We start from the raw sequence: 15,284 nt of genomic DNA on the forward strand, positions 1-15,284 counted from the left end.
TTTATGCTGACTAAAATGTTAACTGCCTTCTACAACAAGCCCAGCCGGGCCAGTTCGGCGGCGAGCTCGTGCGAGTTATTGGGGTCGTTCGCAGCCATGTCCGGCGGGGCATCTTCAGGCTTGAGATAGCGCCAGCCCTGGAACGGCCGCTTGGGATAGGGAATTGTCCGGACAAGATCAGGCGCCATGATGATGTCGCAATAATCCTTGCCCTCCTCATCCTTGTAGGGCGCGAGCCGCAGAATGGGTTGGCGGCAGGCGATCTGCCCGGCAATGACCCAATAGATGGAGGACTTCCGCTCCATCTCTTCGGCGCGCTTGGGCATCATGCGGGTGCGGTGCACATGCACATCCTCACCGTAGTCGGCGCCCCACCAATGGGCGCGCTGGTCCCGGTAGCTCTCCAGCTCCTCGAAGCTGGAAATGCCCACGCACAGCTTGACCATGTGGATCATGCCAACGTTCCCGGAGCGACGCGGCCCTGAATGACGTCGATCTCGTCGTCGTCGACGATCCATGGCTCGCGCAGCGCCTGGCTCAGCCAATCCTGGAAGGCCGGGAGGGCATAAATGGCTTCAACATAGGCCGAAACCTGGTCTGGGACCGGAAGGGCATAGGTCCGCAGCCGCGTCGCCAAGGGCGCAAACATGGCATCGGCCGCTGAGAATTCACCAAACAGATAGGGGCCGCCGGAGCGCGCCAGGTGCTGGCCCCAGAGACGTTCGATGCGCTGGAGATCCCCCCGAACGGCGTCGTGGTCAACCTTGCCCGGGTGCGAAGCACGCAGATTCATCGGCGCATGACTGCGCAGCGCCGAAAAGCCGCCATGCATTTCTGCGGCCGCGGCGCGCGCCAATGCCCTGTCGCGAGAATCACGCGGCCAGATCGGCAGATCGGGAAAGCGCTCAGCCAGATATTCGATGATGGCGATGGTCTCGGGGATGACGAGATCGCCATCGATAAGCACCGGGACCTTGCCGGTCGGCGACCGCTCCGCCAGGATTTCGCGCCAGCGCGGCCCCGATAATTGCAGAACTTCGTCTTCAAACGGGATTTCAAAGTGCCGCAGGACCAACCAGGGACGGAGCGACCAGGTTGAATAATTGCGGTTGCCAATCAGCAGTTTCATCGCGTCTTCCGTTCAGAGAACAGGAAGGGCGCCCTGTGGCAGGGGCGCCCTTCTCCAATTTGTGTCAGTGAAGAACTCTAGCGCTTCAGACGCCAGCAATCACGGAGAAAACCAGCCCCATCGAGAGGAGGCAAACCAGGGCCCAGCTCGTGGCTTGCCAGGCATTGGATTTCGGTTGACTGCGCATGTTCGCTCCTTGTCAGCCGTTCACGCTGGCCGCCCAAGGGCGAAGCCCCCCGGCCAGTGTCAAATCGTTAACCGTGGCAAAAGGCCTTTGCAAGCGACCAAAGTGCAACAGTTGACAAGCCCCTGCGAATGTCGGGGGCCGGCCTAGAAGAGGCCGAACCAGAGGCCCGCAATGCCCAAAAAGGCAAAGAAACCAACGATGTCGGTGATGGTGGTAACGAACACGGCAGAGGCGATCGCCGGGTCGGCCTTGACCCGGTCGAGGCCGAGCGGAATGAGAATTCCGGCTGTGCCGGCCACGATCATATTGGTGATCATGGCCATGGCGATGACCGCCCCAAGCTCGATACTGGCGTAGCGTACCCAGGTCACGATGCCGATGAGAATGGCAAAGATGATGCCGTGGAGTAAGCCGACGATCATTTCGCGCCGTATCAGGCGCTTGAGCCGTTGCCCGTCGAGTTCGCGCATCGCCAGGGCGCGCACCGTGACGGTCATGGTCTGGGATCCCGCATTGCCGCCCATCGAGGCGACGATCGGCATGAGCACAGCCAGGGCGACCATCTGCTCGATGGTGGCGTTGAAAAAGCCGATGACATAGGAGACCAGGACTGCGGCGACGAGGTTGACGACCAGCCACGGCACCCGGCTGCGCACCGTATCGATGGTGCGGTCGGAAACGTCCTCGTCGCCAACGCCGGCCAGGAGTTTTATGTCCTCGTCGGCTTCCTCGGTGATGACGTCGACCATGTCGTCAATGGTGAGCACGCCAACCAGGCGCCCGCTCTCATCGACCACGCCGACTTCGACAAGGTCGTAGCGCTCAAAATCTCTCGCCGCTTCTTCCTGGTCCTCATTGGCTTCCACCAGCACCAGGGTGGTGTTCATGATCGAATCGATCTTGGCGCTGCGCTGGGCGCGCAGGAAACGGTCGAGCGGCAGGGTTCCGAGAACCTTGTAGGCGGCGTCGACGACGTAGAGCTGGTAAAATTCGTCCGGCAGATCCTTTTCTGCGCGCAGATAGTCGATCGCCTGCCCAACCGTCCAGAAGGGCGGAATGGCGATGAAATCCGTCTGCATGCGCCGCCCGGCGGAGTCTTCCGGAAAATCGAGGCTGCGCTTGAGGCTGAGGCGCTCGAAGGCCGGAAGCGCGGACAAAACCTCGTTCCGGTCTTCATCTTCGAGATCCTCGAGGATGAAGACAGCGTCGTCGCTGTCGAGACCGGACACGCCCCGCGCGATTTCAGCGTTGGGCAGCGCCTCCATGAGTTCGACGCGGATGCTTTCGTCCACCTCGGTGAGCGCGGAATAGTCGAACCGGTCCCCGAGCAGGCGCACAAGGGCCAGCCGCTCGTCAGATTCGAGCCGCTCCAGCACATCGCCCACGTCCGAGGTGTGCAGAGGCTCCATGAAGCGCGCGAGTTCGTCGGCCTCATGTCCATGCAGATAGCTCCGCATCCGCTCGAGCCAGATAGGACTGATACGGTCTTCCGAATCGCGGAACGCGTTGATTTCCAACCCGGCGTCCCGGCCAGGCTCAGTCTCGAATTCGCTGCTCATAGGGAGCCCTTTTCGTGTCCTGGGGGTTTCAGGGGCGAGGCAAGCTGTAGCCAATCGGATGCGAACGCGCCAGACTGGAACGAAAAGTTTTCTCGCTGGCCAGAGGCGGTTTCAAGGAGGGAACGATGAGCGACAATACAGAACTCGATCGAATGTTCGAGCGCGTCCGACGGCTGGCAGAACAGCGCCAGCTTGCAGAGATAAAGCCGTCGACCAGCTACGGCACGCCGGCATTGAAGGTGCGGGACAACGCGTTCGTGCGGCTGCTCGATGCCGAAACGCTGGTTCTCCATTGCCCGCTGGAGCAGAAGGTCCTGCTCATGGAGATTTCGCCGGACATTTACTTCGAGACCGATCATTATGTTGGCTATGACGCCGTGCTGGTCCGCCTCGGAGCGATCACCGACGAGGAACTGGCACTAAGGCTCGAGGATGCCTGGCGCTTCAAGGCGCCGAGCCGATTGGCCGCAAAGAAGACCTGATAGCCGCCCTGCCCTGCGCCCAAACCAAGGATTACTCAATGGCCACGAAAACAGAGCTCTCCTGTGCATGCGGCGCCTTTGCGCTCGAATTGACCGGTGAGCCCTTCATCACCGCCGAATGCCATTGCAACAGCTGCCGCGAGGCCGGCAAGCGCCTTGACGCCCTGCCCCTCGCCCGAAAGATGCTCGCAAGCAACGACGGCACCCCCTTCGTTCTCTATCGCAAGGATCGGGTGAGATTGATGAAAGGACAGGAGCATCTTGCCGAATTTCGCCTGAACGCCGAGACGCCAACGCGAAGGGTCGTGACGACATGCTGCAGAACGCCGGTGTTCCTTGAGTTCAAGGGCGGACACTGGCTCAGCCTGTATAGCGCCCTCTGGCCCGAAGGCACGGCCCCGGCACCGTCCATTCGCACGATGGTATCCGACCGGCCGGCGGGCAATTCCCTGCCGGATGATCTGCCGTCCGGACCTCTCGTCACTGCGGGCTTTTATGCAAGGCTGCTGGGCGCGTGGATCGCAATGGGGTTCAAATCGCCCGAGGTGACGATTCCCCAGACGATCGAAGCCTGACAGGTGCCATCCTCGATGAGCGACACGGCCGCGCCGAACTCCAGACAACAAAAAAGCCGCCCAAGGGCAGCTTTTTGTTTCATCTCCCTTTCGGGAGAGAATGGTGCGGTCGAGAAGACTCGAACTTCCACGTCTTGCGACACAGCGACCTCAACGCTGCGCGTCTACCAATTCCGCCACGACCGCACTGTGTGGTAGAAGCTTCGTTTCTTGCGTCCCGAAGCGAGTGGGGATTTAGCAAAGGTTCCCGGGAACCTCAAGCGGTTAAATCGTAATTTCTTTTTTCGCCTGTGGAGAGTTTCGCCCTGGGGCGGCTCTCACGGCCTTTTAAGGCAGGCTGGCCGCGCCTTTGGGACTGTCTGTTTCTCAGCCGACGCGGAAAACTTTTTCCGTCACCAGCACACGGAGGTGCCCGTCCTCGACATTGACCTCGCCTTTGGCGACCAATGTGTTGTTGGCATAAATGCTCAGCGGATCGTGCTCGGTGGCATCGAGTTCGATCACAGCACCGCGGCCCATGCGCAAAAGGTGATGCACGGGCATGTTGGTTGCGCCGAGTTCGACGATTATATCGACTTCAATATGGTCCAGTGTGCTCATAGATATGTTCTGAGGTCCGTTGTGCCCGACGCCGGCGGATTCGATAAATTAAGGATTGCTCAGGCTTGGTTATGGAAGTCTTAACGCCCAGCGCCGAAGCGTGCCAAATTCGTTCGAAACTGCATCGCGATGACGCAGAAGCGGTCGAGTGGCGCATTTTTGATGGTCCTCAGGACTATCCCGCAATGCTCTCTGCCATGGAAGAGCGGGCCGGGCTGGTCGCTGCCGGCCAGGCCTCCGAGGCGGTGTGGCTCTTGGAACACCCTGCCCTCTATACCGCTGGCACCTCGGCGCGTCCGGAAGATCTCCTGTCGCAGCGGTTTCCGGTCCATCCTGCGGGCCGGGGCGGTCAATACACCTATCACGGGCCCGGGCAGCGCGTGGCCTATGTCATGCTCGATCTGACAAAACGCGGCCGCGATATCCGCTGCCTTGTAAACGGCCTCGAGCAATGGGTTATCGACACACTGGCCAGCCACAATATCATTGGCGAGCGTCGGGAGGGGCGCGTCGGGGTCTGGGTGCAGCGGCCGGACAAGGGTGCCGGGCGCGAGGACAAGATTGCGGCAATCGGCGTGCGCGTGCGCAAATGGGTGACTTTTCATGGCATATCGCTCAACGTCGACCCGGATCTGAGCCATTACGATGGCATCGTGCCCTGTGGGATTGTAGATCAGGGCGTGACGAGTTTTGAAGATCTGGGGCAATTGGTGACCCTGCCGGAGGTCGATTCTGTGCTTCGGGCGCGCTTCGAAGAGATTTTCGGTCCCACCAGAACTGCTACCGCGACGCTGGCCGGGCCTGCCCTGGCCGACCACTTTGGCTGACACGCTCGAATCGAGGAGCCTGCAATGACACTGGACGATCTGAAACGTCTCTTCACCCGCCAGACATTGTTCCGGCTCGACGCAATCCTGTCACCGCGCCTGGTGCCGATTCTTTATGCCCTTGGCCTGGCCGGCATATTGCTCTGGGCCATCAACCATTTTTTCTACCGGTTCGGCACGGGTTTCGGGAACGGGCTTTGGGGTATCCTCGAGATCCTGGTGTTCGGATTGATCGCGCTGGTCGGCCTGCGCATTGGCTGTGAAGCGCTGATCGTCTGGTTCAAAACCCATGAAAGTACGGGCGAGACAGTCAGTCGGACGCGGTTCTCATCTTCATTGCTCGATGAGGTCCGCGATGCCATTCGCGAACTGGCCGAAGAGGGCGACGAAACCGACTATGCCGAAGCCGACGAATATTTCACACCCGCCACCGAGCCTGTGCCGCACAGCTCCTCACCGGCGCGGGAGCCATCGGTAACGCCGGGCGAACCGTTCAAGGCCCGACGCACTGCAAGACGCAGCCCACCCCACTCCCTCACCTGAAACGAAAAAGGCCGCCTCGGATCGCTCCGGGCGGCCTTCTTCATTTCAGCAGAACGAGCTTACTTCTTGTCGACGCTCCAGGCGCCAGGACCCGCAAACACGAGGTAGAGGAAGACGAAACAGAACAGGATCGCTGCATCGCCGCCGTTATTGGTGGGGAAGAAATTTGCCGGGGCATGCGCCATCCAATAGGCGACGGCCATGGTGCCGGAAGCCAGGAACGCGGCGGGCCGTGTGAACAGGCCAATGGCGACCAGGATGCCGGTCACGATTTCGATGACCCCGGCAAACCAGAAGATCGAGAACATCGGCGGCGCGAATTCGGCGGCCGGGAAACCGAGAAGCTTCTGTGTGCCGTGGGCGATGAACAGCAGGGCAGTGACGATGCGCAGGACGGCTAGAGCCTGCGGCGCATAGGCAGAGAGTCGGTCGAACAAGAGGAAGTCTCCAAATAAGGCGTCCAGAGGCAATTCTCCGGCAAACGCAGAGCCAGATCATTTCGAGAGCGGATCATCGCTATCGACTGCCGCTTTGCTAATCGAACATGGATTAAAGCAGAACCGTGTCCTTTGCGGACGCACTGTTCACCGATCCTTTCCCTTCAACATCAGGTGCTCACCGCTGTGCTCAGGCCTGCCCCGCGCAGATTGAAGGGACGGTAACATTGCGTAACCGGGGTCATTTGCTGTATGACGCGCCAACTTCCTTCAATTCGGACCATTGAACGCGCATGACTCAGGCGCCAAAAATCGGCCTTGTCAGCCTCGGCTGTCCCAAGGCTCTCGTGGACAGCGAACGGATCATGACCACGCTGCGGGCCCAGGGCTATTCATTTAGCCGGGATTATGCCGGCGCCGACATCGTCCTCGTGAACACGTGTGGCTTTCTCGACAGCGCCAAGCAGGAGAGCCTCGAGGCTATCGGCGAGGCGCTCAATGAAAACGGCAAGGTGATCGTTACAGGGTGCCTGGGCGTCGAGGAAAACCTCATCCGCGAAACCCATCCCAGTGTGCTCGCCATTACCGGCCCGCACCAGTATGAGAGCGTGGTTGCGGCGGTGCACAACCATTTGCCGCCCGTGCCGAACCGTTTCGTGGACCTCGTGCCCGAAAGCGGGCTCAAGCTGACGCCACGTCACTACGCCTATCTCAAGATTTCCGAGGGCTGCAACAATCGCTGTTCGTTCTGCATCATCCCGCAGATTCGCGGCGATCTCGTTTCGCGTCCCGCCGCCGGCATTCTTTCGGAAGCCGAAGGCCTGATCCGCTCCGGCGTCAAGGAATTGCTGGTCATCTCGCAAGACACCAGCGCCTATGGCGTCGACGTCAAATACGCGACCTCGAAGTATCGCGGCCGCGAGGTCAAGGCCAAGTTCTATGACCTTGCCAAGGAACTGGGCGAGCTGGGGGCCTGGGTGCGCCTGCACTATGTGTACCCCTACCCTCACGTCGACCAGGTGATCGAGCTGATGGCAGAGGGCCTCGTGCTCCCCTATCTCGACATCCCGTTCCAGCACGCCGCTCCGAACGTGCTCAAGTCGATGCGTCGCCCGGCCAACCAGGAAAAGACCCTGGACCGGATCAAGAACTGGCGCGACATCTGTCCCGATCTTACCATCCGCTCCAATTTCATCGTCGGCTATCCCGGCGAGACGGACGAGGATTTCGAGTTCCTGCTCGACTGGCTGGAAGAGGCCGAGATCGATCGTGCCGGCTGCTTCAAGTACGAGCCCGTCACCGGTGCGCCCGCCAATGAACTCGAGGGCATCGTTCCCGACGAGGTAAAGGAAGAGCGCTTTGCCCAGTTGATGGAAGTGGCGCAGGACGTCTCCTACCACCAGCTGCAGAAGAAGGTCGGCCGCACCATCGACGTTATCGTCGATGACGTTCGCCCCGAAGAGAACCGCGCCATTGCCCGCTCAAAATGGGATGCGCCGGAGATCGACGGACAGGTGATCGTCGACAATGCCAACGGCATCAAGATCGGCGATATCGTCTCGGTCACGGTCACCGACAATGACGAATACGATCTGTTCGCCACGCCGGCCACGAACTGAGCCGATAGTGAACCTCACCAACGACGCGATATAGCGTCGTTGGTCATCCGCTCTCACTTGCTTGCGATTCTCTCCACAGCAGCCGTTTCCGCCCGGCTCGAAGGCAGGTGCTTGAGCACATAGGGCAGGCGCTCGGGTGCCTGTGCCTTGGCGAAATACCACCCCTGCATGGAATCGCATCCGAGATCTCGCAGCAGGTCGACCTGCGCGCGCGTTTCCACGCCTTCCGCCGTCACCACCTTGCCCATGCCATGGGTGATATCGATGATCCCCCGCACGATCGCGAGGTCGGCACTGCTCTGCGTCAGATTGGCCACGAAGGTCTGGTCGATCTTGACCCGGTCGATCGGCATTCGCCGCAAATGGGTAAGGCTCGCAAAGCCCGTGCCGAAATCGTCCAGCGCCACCTCCACCCCCGCATCGTGCAATCGGCAGATCCTTCGTTCGATGTCGGCGAAATCGCGCCCGAGGAAGACACCTTCGGTGACCTCGATGCAGAATGCGCTGGGCGGCAGGGCCGCGCTCTCGGTGAGATTGAAGAAGCGTTTGATGAACACGTCCGACCGGAAATCCGCGTTGGTCACGTTGATGGCGATACGTCCGACAGTCAGGCCCTGACGCTTCATCGCCTTCATGTCGTTGACCGCCTGCTCCACGACGAGCATCCCCAGTTCGGCAAAGAGCCCCGGGTCACGCAAATCGGTGAGGAAGGCCCCCGGTGCGACGAGCCCATTGAGCGGGTGCTGCCACCGCAACAGCCCCTCGAGCGTGATGACGCCGTTCGCGGCCATCGGCACGACGGGCTGATAGTGCAAAAGGAACTGGCCGCGTCCAAGACCGTCCTCGATAGCGCGGGTCAGTTCATTCCTTTGCCGTGAAACGTCGCCCAATATCTGCTCGAACATGCTGGCGCGGTCCCGACCCAATTCCTTGGCGCGGTATAGCGCCAGGTCGGCGTTCTTGAAGATGTCCTCGGTGGAAATACCATCCGGCGAAGACATGGCGATGCCGACGCTGGCGGTGCAACGCCGCGTGACGTCGGCCAATTGGATCGGCCGACGAATGACCGCCAGCACCTCGCCGATGATCGCGTTTACTTCGATATCGTTCTTGCCGGTGAGGACGATGCCGAACTCGTCACCGCCCAAACGCGCCACGAAGTAGCCATCCCGGCCCAGCGCGCTCAGTCGCTCGGCGATGATCCGCAGAAGCCGGTCACCCACATCGTGGCCGAACCAATCATTGATTTCCTTGAACGTATCGAGGTCCAGCAGTGCCAGATGGACGGTTCGGGCATTGTCTTGTGCCTCCCGCAATGCGGTTTCGAGGTGTTCCTGGAAGTGCCTGCGATTCGGGATGCCGGTCATCGGGTCGATGTTGACGATCCGGCGGAGCTCTTTCTGTGCCTGGTGACGCGCGGTGATGTCGAAGCGGATCGCCGTGTAGCTGTCGACTTTGCCACTGGCGCCAATATGGGGAACTATAGTGGTGTCGACCTAATAGTGAGCGCCGTCCTTGCGCCGGTTGCATATTTCGCCGTGCCAAACCTTGCCGTTTGCGATGTCGCGATACATATCGCGGAAGAATTGTACGTCATGCACGCCTGAGTGGAGAAGACGGTGATTGGCGCCTACAAGTTCTTCGCGGGAATATCCGCTGATCTCGCAGAACTTGTTGTTGACGAGGGTTATTGCCCCCCGCACATCCGTCATTGCCACGATAGCCGCACTATCGAGCGCATATCTGACAAACTCCATTTCGTTTGGAAATGGAGTGCCCGCATTGCCAGCCATACATTCAACCCAATACTTGACGGGCCGGCACACCAGCCCCGATACAGATCCGGGCCGCGCGACCCTCTTTGAAACAAGCTATTGAATTAAAGATTAATTTGTTTGGCGCGGAGAGTATCGAATGCGGGATATTGGGTGTGGCGCTCCGTCGCGCACCTGTCCCGGCTGGGGCGGAGCAGACTTCCCCGCCCGACCTCTCGCCCCGGCTCACCGCGAAAAGGCGTTGAACGGATTGTCGTGCGTTAGTCGCGTGACCGTTGCCTCATCGACGCCAGCCTCTCGCAAGGCGGGCAGGAAGCTCCCCACCAGATGCGTATAAGGCTGCGGCGTTCCACCGCCCGGCAGGGCGGGATCATACCAGCCGCGATCATGGCTCAGCAGCAGCCGTTCGCCCTGTCCCGCCGCCAGGGCACGGGTGACGAGAGCGACCACCTCTGCATCGGGCACGCGCCCGATATGGTCGAACTCCAACCATGCGCCACGGCCGAACACTTCCCGGTGGAGACCAAAATCCTTCTCCTCCTGCGTATGGATCGAGATGAACCGCTCGGCTGAACCACCTTCGGATGCGATGATGTCGAGCTGGTCGAGGACGACGCGCCCCTTGATCGTATGGGAACCAATGATGGCCCCGGTCCGGGCCGAAGCACGCGCCGCCGCCCGCAGGATCCGCGTTTCGAGCGGGGTGATGCCATCGTCCCCGGCGCTGACCTTTATCCAGGCAGCGACCACGCCCGTGTCTCCGATACCCTCGGTCAGCTCGCCAACCATCCACGCTTCCAGCGCCTCGAGGCTGGCCTCTGCGACCCAATCGGGGATCCACGGCTCACGATAATTGCCCGTGGGGACGACGATGGGCAGGCCGGTGGCTTTCGAAACCGCGAGGTCGATATCGACCCTCAGCCCCACGCCGCCGGTGGAGCATTCGACCAGCGCCGTCACGCCCTGAGCCTTGATCGCTTCAATCTCGGGCGCCATCAAGCGGATGACATCGTCGGCCTCGGCCTCTGCATAGCCGGGCTGGTCGGGGGTACGCAGGTCCACAAAGACATGCTCATGCGGCAGGATCAGTCCCAGCTGGTCCCGGTCGAAACGTCCCAATGTGGTGATCAATTGTCTCATGCGAACTCCCCCTTTGGGCTCCAGTGTGCTGGTCCGGCGGGGGATGTAAAGCCAGTGCTTACGGCGCCTTGCCTTTTCCTCCCGCTGTGCCACCCTCAAAGGGTCGAAAGACTCAGTTGCGAGAGGAGAGCACGATGGGTTTTGACGGAGTGGGTTGGATTGCCGCCATCATAATTGGTGGCGTCGCTGGATGGCTCGCGAGCATGTTCATGAATGCGGGGGGCGGCGTTCTCAAAAACGTCATTCTCGGCATTGTCGGCGCGATTATCGCAAGCCTGGTTTTCGGACTTCTGGGCATCTCCTTTGGTGGATGGGTGGGTTACCTCATCGCCGGGTTCATTGGCGCCTGCATCATCATCTTCATCGGCAGAGCCGTTTCGAAATAGGCTTCATGCCGGTCGCCGCTGGCGGCCGGCCCCTCCTGCGCAGGAAGAAATTGGCGCGGGAAGCGGGCGATAGGCAACGGCGTTGCTCCCGCTGCAAGCCCAGTAAATTACTCATCCTAACCAGTGATTTAGCGCTTTACGCTCCCCGGAGGACATCGCATCACCAGCGCCAACACCTTCTGAAGTGCTGGAAAAAGCGTCATGAACAAGCTGGTTACCTCTGCCGTATTGGCCCTTGCCATCGGCACCACTCCTGCCCTGGCTCAACCGACCGATCTGCTCAACGTGTCCTATGACATCGCCCGCGAACTCTATGAGGCGGTGAACCTGGAATTCGTGCCCCACTACAAGGCCGAGCACGGTGTCGATCTCACGGTCAACCAGTCCCATGCCGGCTCCTCGGCACAGGCACGCTCCATTCTGGAGGGCCTTCAGGCCGATCTCGTCACCTTCAACCAGGTGACCGATATCCAGAAGCTCGCCGATGAAGGCTTCGTTTCGGCCAATTGGCAGGAAGAATTCCCCAACAACGCCTCGCCCTATTACTCTCTGCCGGCGTTCCTGGTGCGCGCCGACAACCCCAAGAACATCGCCGGCTGGGCCGATCTGGCCCGCGACGACGTTGCGGTGATCTTCCCCAACCCCAAGACATCCGGCAATGCGCGCTACACCTATCTGGCCGCGCGCGCCTGGGCGAATGAGGAATTCGCGGGCGACGAAGCCCAGATCGAGGCCTATCTGACCAAGGTCTTCAGCAATGTGCCGGTGTTCGAGACTGGCGGCCGTGGCGCCACCACTGCATTCACCGAACGCGAACTGGGCGACGTGCTGATCACCTTCGAAGCCGAAGTTCACGGCATTCGCAAGCTTCTGGGCGAAGACAAGTACGACGCCGTCGTGCCGGAAGTGAGCCTCCTGGCGGAATTCCCCGTGGCCGTGGTCGACAAGGTCGCTGATGCCCGTGGCAGCCAGGAAATCGCCACCGAATATCTGAACTATCTGTATTCGCCTGCCGGTCAGGAAATCCTCGCGACCTTCTTCAACCGCGTGCATGACGAAGCCGTCGTAGCCGCCCACGCCGAGAGCTTCCCGGAAGTGCGCCTGCTCACCGTCGAAGAGGTATTCGGCGGTTGGGACAAGGTCTCCACCGAGCACTTCGCCGAAGGTGGCCTGCTCGACAAGGTCTTCCTCAACCAGTAGTCGCTTACCCCCTCCCAACCTCCCCCTGATAGGGGGAGGTCAGGTGGGGGTGTTCATGTCCCCACCCATCTCAGCACTACCACGACGGCGGGCCTTGGCCCGCCTAAAGGCATAAGGGCCAATGGCTTACAAACGCAGCAAACACCTGCTGCCCGGCTTCGGGCTGACCATGGGCGTGTCCCTGTTTTATCTCACGCTCATCATCGTTCTGCCGCTGGCGGCGATGCTGCTCAAGGTCGCCGGCATGGGCCTGCCGGAATTCTGGCGCATCATCACCTCGAACCGCGCACTCGCCGCCTATCGCATCACCTTCAGCTCGGCGCTTATCGCCACGATCATCAATGGGGTGCTCGGCCTCCTGCTCGCCTGGGTCCTCACGCGCTATCGCTTTCCGGGCCGTCGAGTTCTCGACGCCCTGGTGGACCTGCCTTTCGCCCTGCCCACCGCGGTTGCCGGGCTGGTTCTGGTGACGCTCTTTGCCAAGACAGGTTGGTATGGCCAGTTCCTCGAACCCAATGGCATCAAGGTCAACTATAGCCAGTTGGGCATTATCGCCGCGATGACCTTCACCTCCATCCCCTTCGTGGTGCGCGCCGTGCAGCCAGTACTTGAAGAGGTCGATGACGACCTCGAAAATGCAGCAAGGACGCTCGGCGCCAGTCGCTGGCAGATTTTCGCGCGGGTGATCTGGCCCACCATCATGCCCGCGTTCATCGGTGGGTGCGTTCTATCCTTTGCGCGTTCGCTCGGCGAATTCGGCGCCGTGGTGTTCATTGCCGGCAATCTTCCGGGCGTGACCGAGATCGTGTCGCTGCTCATCTATATCCGGCTGGATGAGTATAATTACGAGGCGGCGGCCGCCTTGGCCTTCGTGCTGCTGGTCGTAGCCTTCCTGGCCATGATCTGCACCAACATGCTGGGCGTCTGGCAGACGCGCTACGCCGAGCGGAGAAGCTGAGATGGCCGCCCGTTCCGTCGGCGAAATCGCGCTGATCTCCATCGCTGTCGTCGCGGCGGCCGTCACCCTGGCCGTCCCGCTGGCAATCATTTTCGCCTTCGCCCTGCGCGAGGGTCTCGGCACTTACGTCGCGAACATCACCCAACCCCATACGCTGCACGCGATCTGGCTGACCGTCATCACGGCAATCATCGTCGTGCCGATCAACATGGCGGTCGGCGTGGCGCTCGCGTGGCTCGTGACCCGCTTCCGTTTCCGCGGTCGCGACCTCCTGGTCACCGTCATCGAGCTGCCGGCGGCCGTCAGTCCGATCGTGGCGGGCGTGGTCTATCTCTTCCTCTATGGCGGCCAGGGCCTTCTTGGCCCGACGCTCCAGTCTGCCAGCGTGCAGATCATGTTCACGCCGCTCGCCATCGTGCTGGTGAGCCTCTTCGTCACCGCGCCTTATGTGGCACGTGAACTCATACCCCTCATGCGCCAGCAGGGCACGGAGGACGAAGAGGCAGCGCTTTCGCTGGGTGCCAATGGCTGGCAGATGTTCTGGCACGTCACCCTCCCCAATATCCGCTGGGGGCTCATCTACGGCGCTATCCTCACCAATGCGCGGGTCATGGGTGAGTTCGGGGCAGTTTCCGTGGTCTCTGGCGCCATTCGTGGCCAAACCAATACCTTGCCCTTGCAGATCAATCTGCTTTTCAACGACTTCAACATCACCGGGGCCTTTGCCGCCGCCTCGACCCTGGCGCTGATCGCCGTTTTGACACTTGTGCTGAAATCGGCGCTGGAGGCCTGGGAAGAACGGTAGGCTGTAAGGCGACCCGGGAGCCCTCCTCCCCTGATCGGGGAGGAATAGATCGAGTGTGCTCAATCATTTGAGAGCCACAGACTGGCTCCTCCCCCTATTTCAGGGGGAGGCTGGGTGGGGGTAAGGCCGGGCTGGCAGTCACGTTCCCCCTCGCCTTTTGTGGGCGTGGGGTCTATCTCACGGCAAAGCCAAATGGGTCTTGCCATGCACAGCAGCCACACAATCGCTCTCGCCAATCGACCACCGCTGGTCCTCGGACGGCGTGCCCTGGTCATGGGCATTCTCAATGTGACGCCGGATAGTTTTTCCGATGGTGGCCAGCACGACGGTGTTGCGGCAGCGCTGGCCCATGCCCAGGCCATGCTGGCGGAAGGCGCCGACATCATCGACGTAGGGGGCGAGAGTACGCGGCCCGGCGGGGCGCCGGTGGGTGTCCAGGAAGAACTCGACCGCGTCATCCCGGTAATCCAGGCCCTCCGCAGCGCCGGTATCGCGACCCCGATCTCCATCGACACCTACAAGCCGCTCGTGGCCGACCAGGCTATCCAGGCGGGTGCCGACATCATCAACGACGTAAACGGCTTGCAAGGACCACCGGAGATGGCGGAAATCGCCGCCCTCTACCAGGCGCCGGTGATTGCCATGCACTGGGACCGGAGCTGGACAGCGCAAACCGAACCCCTGCCCGCCATGGCCGATTATTTCCATTCAACGCTCGCCATTGCCAAACGGGCGGGCCTCCCACGCGAAAAGCTAATTCTCGATCCCGGCTTCGGCTTTGCCAAAAGCCTCAAGCAGAACTACACGATCCTGCGCCAACTGGCTGATCTCAGAATCGATTTTCCGGATCTGGCCTTGCTCGTCGGCACATCCCGAAAGTCGATGATCGGCAAATTGCTGGACAACGAACCTCAGGAGAGACTACCGGGAACACTGGCCACCACCGCGCTCGGTTATGCGATGGGTGGCCATATCTTTCGCGTCCATGATGTGCGCGCCAATTCCGATGTGCTTCGGGTCTCCGAGGCCACGCTCTACGGCCCACCGGACACAGGGAACTAG

Annotated in this window: 18 protein-coding genes and 1 tRNA gene; 10 read left to right on the forward strand and 9 right to left on the reverse strand. The window is 60.9% G+C overall.

All coding sequences use genetic code 11. The features are described 5' to 3' along the window. Positions 1–29: 29 nt before the first annotated feature. From N0P34_RS12890 to mgtE, 3 genes are all read right to left on the reverse strand, one after another. A complete protein-coding gene (locus N0P34_RS12890; RefSeq protein WP_275603640.1) occupies positions 30–455 on the reverse strand; it encodes a DUF1489 domain-containing protein in 426 nt (141 codons plus the stop codon). Beyond that, on the reverse strand, positions 452–1,129 hold the full coding sequence (locus N0P34_RS12895) for a glutathione S-transferase family protein (protein WP_275603641.1): 678 nt from the start codon (positions 1,127–1,129) through the stop codon (positions 452–454). The genes N0P34_RS12890 and N0P34_RS12895 overlap by 4 nt, the downstream gene beginning before the upstream one ends. Before the next feature lie 330 nt (positions 1,130–1,459). Beyond that, a complete protein-coding gene (gene mgtE / locus N0P34_RS12900; RefSeq protein ID WP_275603642.1) occupies positions 1,460–2,875 on the reverse strand; it encodes a magnesium transporter in 1,416 nt (471 codons plus the stop codon). 125 nt (positions 2,876–3,000) lie between these two features. Between mgtE and N0P34_RS12905 the strand changes: the two genes are divergently transcribed. Then, entirely contained in the window at positions 3,001–3,357 is a 357-nt protein-coding gene (locus tag N0P34_RS12905; RefSeq protein WP_275603643.1) for a hypothetical protein, read from the forward strand. A 38-nt stretch (positions 3,358–3,395) separates the two neighbouring features. Beyond that, positions 3,396–3,932 (forward strand): hypothetical protein, encoded by a 537-nt coding sequence (locus N0P34_RS12910; RefSeq protein ID WP_275603644.1) that lies wholly within the window; start codon positions 3,396–3,398, stop codon positions 3,930–3,932. 101 nt (positions 3,933–4,033) lie between these two features. Here N0P34_RS12910 and N0P34_RS12915 read toward each other — a convergent pair. Both N0P34_RS12915 and N0P34_RS12920 read right to left on the reverse strand, forming a co-directional pair. Then, a tRNA-Leu gene (locus N0P34_RS12915) sits at positions 4,034–4,118 on the reverse strand. 180 nt (positions 4,119–4,298) lie between these two features. Continuing rightward, positions 4,299–4,532: a FliM/FliN family flagellar motor switch protein gene (locus tag N0P34_RS12920; protein ID WP_275603645.1), complete on the reverse strand. Its 234-nt coding sequence runs from the start codon at positions 4,530–4,532 to the stop codon at positions 4,299–4,301. A gap of 71 nt (positions 4,533–4,603) precedes the next feature. Between N0P34_RS12920 and lipB the strand changes: the two genes are divergently transcribed. Both lipB and N0P34_RS12930 read left to right on the forward strand, forming a co-directional pair. Beyond that, complete coding sequence (lipB, locus tag N0P34_RS12925; protein ID WP_275603646.1) at positions 4,604–5,359, forward strand: lipoyl(octanoyl) transferase LipB; 756 nt, start codon at positions 4,604–4,606, stop codon at positions 5,357–5,359. A gap of 24 nt (positions 5,360–5,383) precedes the next feature. Continuing rightward, a complete protein-coding gene (locus tag N0P34_RS12930) occupies positions 5,384–5,902 on the forward strand; it encodes a DUF4282 domain-containing protein (RefSeq protein ID WP_275603647.1) in 519 nt (172 codons plus the stop codon). Positions 5,903–5,961: 59 nt separating this feature from the next. On the opposite strand, the gene N0P34_RS12935 is transcribed toward N0P34_RS12930, so the two are convergent. Beyond that, positions 5,962–6,339: a DoxX family protein gene (locus N0P34_RS12935; protein WP_275603648.1), complete on the reverse strand. Its 378-nt coding sequence runs from the start codon at positions 6,337–6,339 to the stop codon at positions 5,962–5,964. Between the two features lie 293 nt (positions 6,340–6,632). Here N0P34_RS12935 and rimO point away from each other — a divergent pair, with 293 nt between their 5' ends. Beyond that, positions 6,633–7,958 (forward strand): 30S ribosomal protein S12 methylthiotransferase RimO, encoded by a 1,326-nt coding sequence (gene rimO, locus N0P34_RS12940; RefSeq protein WP_275603649.1) that lies wholly within the window; start codon positions 6,633–6,635, stop codon positions 7,956–7,958. 53 nt (positions 7,959–8,011) lie between these two features. Here rimO and N0P34_RS12945 read toward each other — a convergent pair whose 3' ends face one another. The 3 genes from N0P34_RS12945 to N0P34_RS12955 all read right to left on the reverse strand — a co-directional run bounded on the left by N0P34_RS12945 (position 8,012) and on the right by N0P34_RS12955 (position 10,873). Next, complete coding sequence (locus N0P34_RS12945) at positions 8,012–9,442, reverse strand: EAL domain-containing protein (RefSeq protein WP_345774464.1); 1,431 nt, start codon at positions 9,440–9,442, stop codon at positions 8,012–8,014. Between the two features lie 12 nt (positions 9,443–9,454). Then, complete coding sequence (locus N0P34_RS12950) at positions 9,455–9,751, reverse strand: PAS domain S-box protein (RefSeq protein ID WP_275603650.1); 297 nt, start codon at positions 9,749–9,751, stop codon at positions 9,455–9,457. A 207-nt stretch (positions 9,752–9,958) separates the two neighbouring features. Further along, the gene (locus N0P34_RS12955; RefSeq protein ID WP_275603651.1) at positions 9,959–10,873 is read right to left on the reverse strand and encodes an esterase; all 915 of its coding nucleotides are present in this window, start codon (positions 10,871–10,873) and stop codon (positions 9,959–9,961) included. Between the two features lie 134 nt (positions 10,874–11,007). Between N0P34_RS12955 and N0P34_RS12960 the strand changes: the two genes are divergently transcribed. From N0P34_RS12960 to folP, 5 genes are all read left to right on the forward strand, one after another. Next, complete coding sequence (locus N0P34_RS12960; protein WP_275603652.1) at positions 11,008–11,259, forward strand: GlsB/YeaQ/YmgE family stress response membrane protein; 252 nt, start codon at positions 11,008–11,010, stop codon at positions 11,257–11,259. A gap of 201 nt (positions 11,260–11,460) precedes the next feature. After that, complete coding sequence (cysP, locus tag N0P34_RS12965; RefSeq protein WP_275603653.1) at positions 11,461–12,459, forward strand: thiosulfate ABC transporter substrate-binding protein CysP; 999 nt, start codon at positions 11,461–11,463, stop codon at positions 12,457–12,459. Between the two features lie 121 nt (positions 12,460–12,580). Further along, on the forward strand, positions 12,581–13,417 hold the full coding sequence (gene cysT / locus N0P34_RS12970) for a sulfate ABC transporter permease subunit CysT (RefSeq protein ID WP_275603654.1): 837 nt from the start codon (positions 12,581–12,583) through the stop codon (positions 13,415–13,417). Between the two features lies 1 nt (position 13,418). Next, positions 13,419–14,222, forward strand: a complete 804-nt coding sequence (gene cysW, locus N0P34_RS12975; protein ID WP_275603655.1) for a sulfate ABC transporter permease subunit CysW — start codon at positions 13,419–13,421, stop codon at positions 14,220–14,222. Between the two features lie 204 nt (positions 14,223–14,426). Continuing rightward, complete coding sequence (gene folP / locus N0P34_RS12980) at positions 14,427–15,284, forward strand: dihydropteroate synthase (protein WP_275603656.1); 858 nt, start codon at positions 14,427–14,429, stop codon at positions 15,282–15,284.

This window comes from Devosia sp. FJ2-5-3, from assembly GCF_029201545.1.
Taxonomy (GTDB): Bacteria; Pseudomonadota; Alphaproteobacteria; order Rhizobiales; family Devosiaceae; genus Devosia.